This window comes from Silvimonas sp., assembly GCF_031291215.1.
GTDB lineage: Bacteria > Pseudomonadota > Gammaproteobacteria > Burkholderiales > Chitinibacteraceae > Silvimonas > Silvimonas soli.
Window position 1 is genome coordinate 1 of record NZ_JARLJK010000126.1, and the last position, 4,025, is coordinate 4,025.

A 4,025-nucleotide genomic window follows, 5' to 3' on the forward strand; every position below is an offset into this window, starting at 1 on the left:
GGGAGGAGGGAGAAGGGGAGGAGGGAGAAGGGGAGGAGGGAGAAGGGGAGGAGGGAGAAGGGGAGGAGGGGAGAAGGAGGCCTGAGGTGGCCTGAGAGAGGAAATGACTGAGTTGCAAATGACAATGAGAAGCACAACATTCTTGGCCTGAAAGTTAAACTTCACTGGCCATGTCAACACTGAATGAATTCTTGTTGCACAGAATAACACAGCTATTCCTACAAACGGACAGATTACGAAAAACAGTCAGGGGTAGCCTTAAAGAAAACAGCATTAAATTTTGTGCAACACACACAGCACAAGCACACAAATGCACGACACTGCCAGTGGCACCCATGGCACTCCACACTGACATTCAGCACAATCACTGTAGCAACAGCAAACCCGCACATAACACACGATAAGCCAGCGGACATGCCAGTGAATCACCACATACACTGTTTTCACCACAACTCACTGGCAGGACACAAGGCAGCACCCACACATATCCCACCACACTCAGCTGTTGGCAACAAACACAACGCCATGATAGTGGAAAACAGCATGTGGCCACAGACACTGGTCCGCCAGCAAACAATCTCGTGATGCAACTTCAGTCCTCATCAGAGTCACCCACGTCACGGTTCATCCCACAGTCACTGTCACTGCCGCCATCATTGTCTAATGGCATGCCTGCTGCCGGGTTCATGCCTTCATCAAGCGCAACTGGCTCCGGCGCACCAGCAACTGCCAGTGCGGCAGGCGCCAGGCCAAGTTCCCCTCGACACACAGCCTCCTCTGCAACAGCAGCAGCCTTCGCATCCCCATCGCCCTGAGCATGCACAGCGCGAAGGTGCTGCACGAACCATGTGCGCAATTTGTACGGCGCATGGCGGCACAAGCGGCACTGGTACCGCACCACTCCTTTCGGCAACTCAGGCGTGACCTCTGCTGGGATGTCCACCTCCACCCAGTCGCTGCTGCCATCTTCAACCACAGGAGGAATACGGCCAGCAAGCAGGCATTCCTTTGTCTTGTCATGCCGGCTGCCATAGACGTTCCTCTCCATGCGCAGACGCGTCTTGTGAGACACAAACTTATGAGCAGCTCGCAGCCGGGCAAGCGTAAAGTCCGCCTGCACAACAAGCTGCTCAAGGGCCCGCACTCTGCTGAACAGGACATACGCCAGCCCTGGAGTGAACTCGGTTGCGCCAATGTTGATGGCGAGGGTGTGGCCTACGGGGATTGTGTCCCCTTGAAAAGAATGGGCAGTACCAGAGGCAGCAAGAACGAAGGGCACCTGGGTGCGCATCACCGGAGCGCCCCGTCCTCCGCCACCACGTGCGGTGCCGCCTTTGCTCCTGCCGCCCCCGCCCCCACCAGCCCGATCAGCCCACAATTGCATGGGTTGAATTGGCACAAGCTTGCTCATTAGGTCTTCCGCACAAGCCTCCGGGAAACGTGCCACAAGCGCATCCTCCAGCTCGCCTCCCCTAGGGATGCCTGGGAACGCAGGGCCCGTGTAGCCAGGGAAGTACGTGTACACCGCCCTGGGCAGCGCCGTGGATTCCGCCAGAGCAGCCGCATCCAAGCAGGCGTCCGCCTCCTCGTACACCAGAAGCACAGCAACACCCACGGCACCATTCACAAGGCCAAACTGGATGCACAGATTGCACCGCAGCATTACCCGCAGCCCCTGCGCAAGGGCGAGCATGGAGGAGACACCCTTGAAGGACTTTGCCGGGAGGGAGGCGCTGTACTTTGACTCACTTGCCCGCATGACAGTGATGCCACCAACCGCAACGCCATCCCCTTCCTCGCCTACTGGCACAAGTGACATGTGCATGCGCAAGTAGGCTTGGTTCCCCTCGGACACGGCAGCAACTGTCGTTGCAGCCCAGCGCACGCCTGGCCCAAATGTGTTCACCGCAGCAACCTGCTCTGGCGTTACAGTAGACTCGGACCCGGGCACTGGGCCCACAACACGCTGCCGTAGCAGTGTGTAGTCCTCGTGAGTGATGCCTCCATCCCGCAAGTGATTCAGCGCCGCCACAAACGCGGGATCCGCCTGCCGGAAGCTCCGCTTCAGCCACATCACGTTGGTAAACGACTTGAACAACTCATGGCCTCGAAGGGTGGACTGAAAGAATTCCTCAGAGCGAGTGTGGAATGCCGGCATCGTCTTCTCTGGCCGCATAAACAAGGGCCACTCCCGCACACATTCCAGCTGGCCCAGGTCGCCACACAGCACCACGGCAAGCCCACCAAACATGCCCGGGCCCGGCTTCACAACACGACAGCGGGCGGCAAACTTGTCAAAGGCCCGGCACCCCATCATCGAAAACTCGTCCACCACAAGGACACGAACCGGGGCAAAGGCTTCAATGAACTTTGCGGGGTCCTTGCCCACGCCCCCACCCGTGTCCCCCCCAATGCCCAACAAGGAGTGATACGTTGTCGACTTCAGCCCATGGCCCGCCTTGGCCGTGGTGGCACACAGGGCCACTGCCGCCCCACACACATTCTTGAGACACTTGAGCACCTCTGACTTTCCGCACCCCCCACCACCGTACAACACCATCTTGGGAGGCGGGCCTGCTGCCGCATCACCCATGCTCCTGACAATCTGCAGCACCATGTTGAACCACAGCCGCTGGTCCTCCGACAGGCTGCCCACATTGGCCTCAGGAAAGGTGAGGGCAGGCGGCACTGCGGGTTTGTGCACATGGGGCCAGTGTGCCAGCGCCTGGTCCACTGCCTGCGTTCCCCCCGCAAGTCTCAAGTGTTCAGCACGGTCACAGTGTGGGAGCACCGCCTCCAGCTCCGCCTCCAGCGCTGCAAAAAACTCACCCGCACCCAATGCGTCCTCCACCTCCTCCTCACTCTCCGCATCTGCGCCGTCATCATCAAGGAGCTCGTTGTCCTGAAAAGCATCACGCCACTGGTCCATGGCGTGGGAGGCCAAGAATGCGTGCCACAGTGCGATGGTGTCTTTGTCAGGCACCACCTCCTCGCCCCTCCCCTTCGCCAGCAGCTGCTGCTGTGTCATCCATGCGGTGTCAGGGCTTCCCCACCACGTCCGGAACTGCACAAGCTTGTACATGCAGTACTCTGCCTGCTTGGCCTCATCCCCGTCCCGAAACCAGCCCTGGGGCGAGAATCGTACAACGCGGTGTGGGTACTGGGGCGTGGGCTCCCACGCTGTCAACTGGCCTGCCTTCACCACCATTCTCTGCCCAAACTGCAACAGGTTGCTGTGGTCACCACCCTCCCGCTCCCTGTAGTAGTCCATGAGGTCCTTGTACACGCCCATTGTCCTGCCACTCTCAGCATCAGCCGCATCGGGGAGATCACCATACGCCCCGTCACCATCTCCAAGATCACCTGGCTGCCGCGCATTGCCCCGAGAGGCTGCTCTGGCGGCGCCAGCCCCCGAAATGTGTTCTGCTTCGATGCGTGCCCACACTGCACGTCCACGGAGGTTGATGCCCTGAACGGAGACGTTGGTGCGGTACAGCGGCCCGCCAACAAGGTCCCACACCGCTTCCATCTTCCCCACGTCCCGCTTGGCAGTACCAGTGCGAATGAACAGCTGCCGCACGAGACGCTTGCCCACCTCGTTGTTGTCGTCCCCCACACGGTACACCTCCTTCACTGCACTTGCAATGGTCTCCTGCACCGCACTTGTGAATACCTCGGCCTTGGTGACATACTTGGCAATGTACTCCTTGGCGCCGTAGATGGATTCCAGCAACGCAAAGTTGTTGTTTGCCCTCCAGTACTGCGTCACAAAAGGAATGGTGGATGACATCCGCTCATGATTACGTTTCGGCCACACTTTCAAGCGGCGCCCATTTGAGACACTGGGAGACGTCCCCACCACCGTCACTGCCCGCTTCTCCCACGGACACTTAAAGCGGCACCCAGGAACCACCACGCCGTTGGACTTCATCTGGCACGTCTTGCCGCAGAAATGCTGCATCACAGTCTCACACATGTGTGCGTAGTCCCTTGCCAGCTCCATCTCATCCCAGTTCGGGTCCACC

The 4,025-nt window shown here is 59.3% G+C and carries 1 protein-coding gene; it reads right to left on the reverse strand.

Annotation, left to right across the window (positions count from 1 at the left end; translation table 11 throughout):
- Positions 1-592 precede the first annotated feature (592 nt).
- Entirely contained in the window at positions 593-3,790 is a 3,198-nt protein-coding gene (locus P4L78_RS15150; RefSeq protein WP_309328687.1) for an AAA family ATPase, read from the reverse strand.
- Positions 3,791-4,025 lie beyond the last annotated feature (235 nt).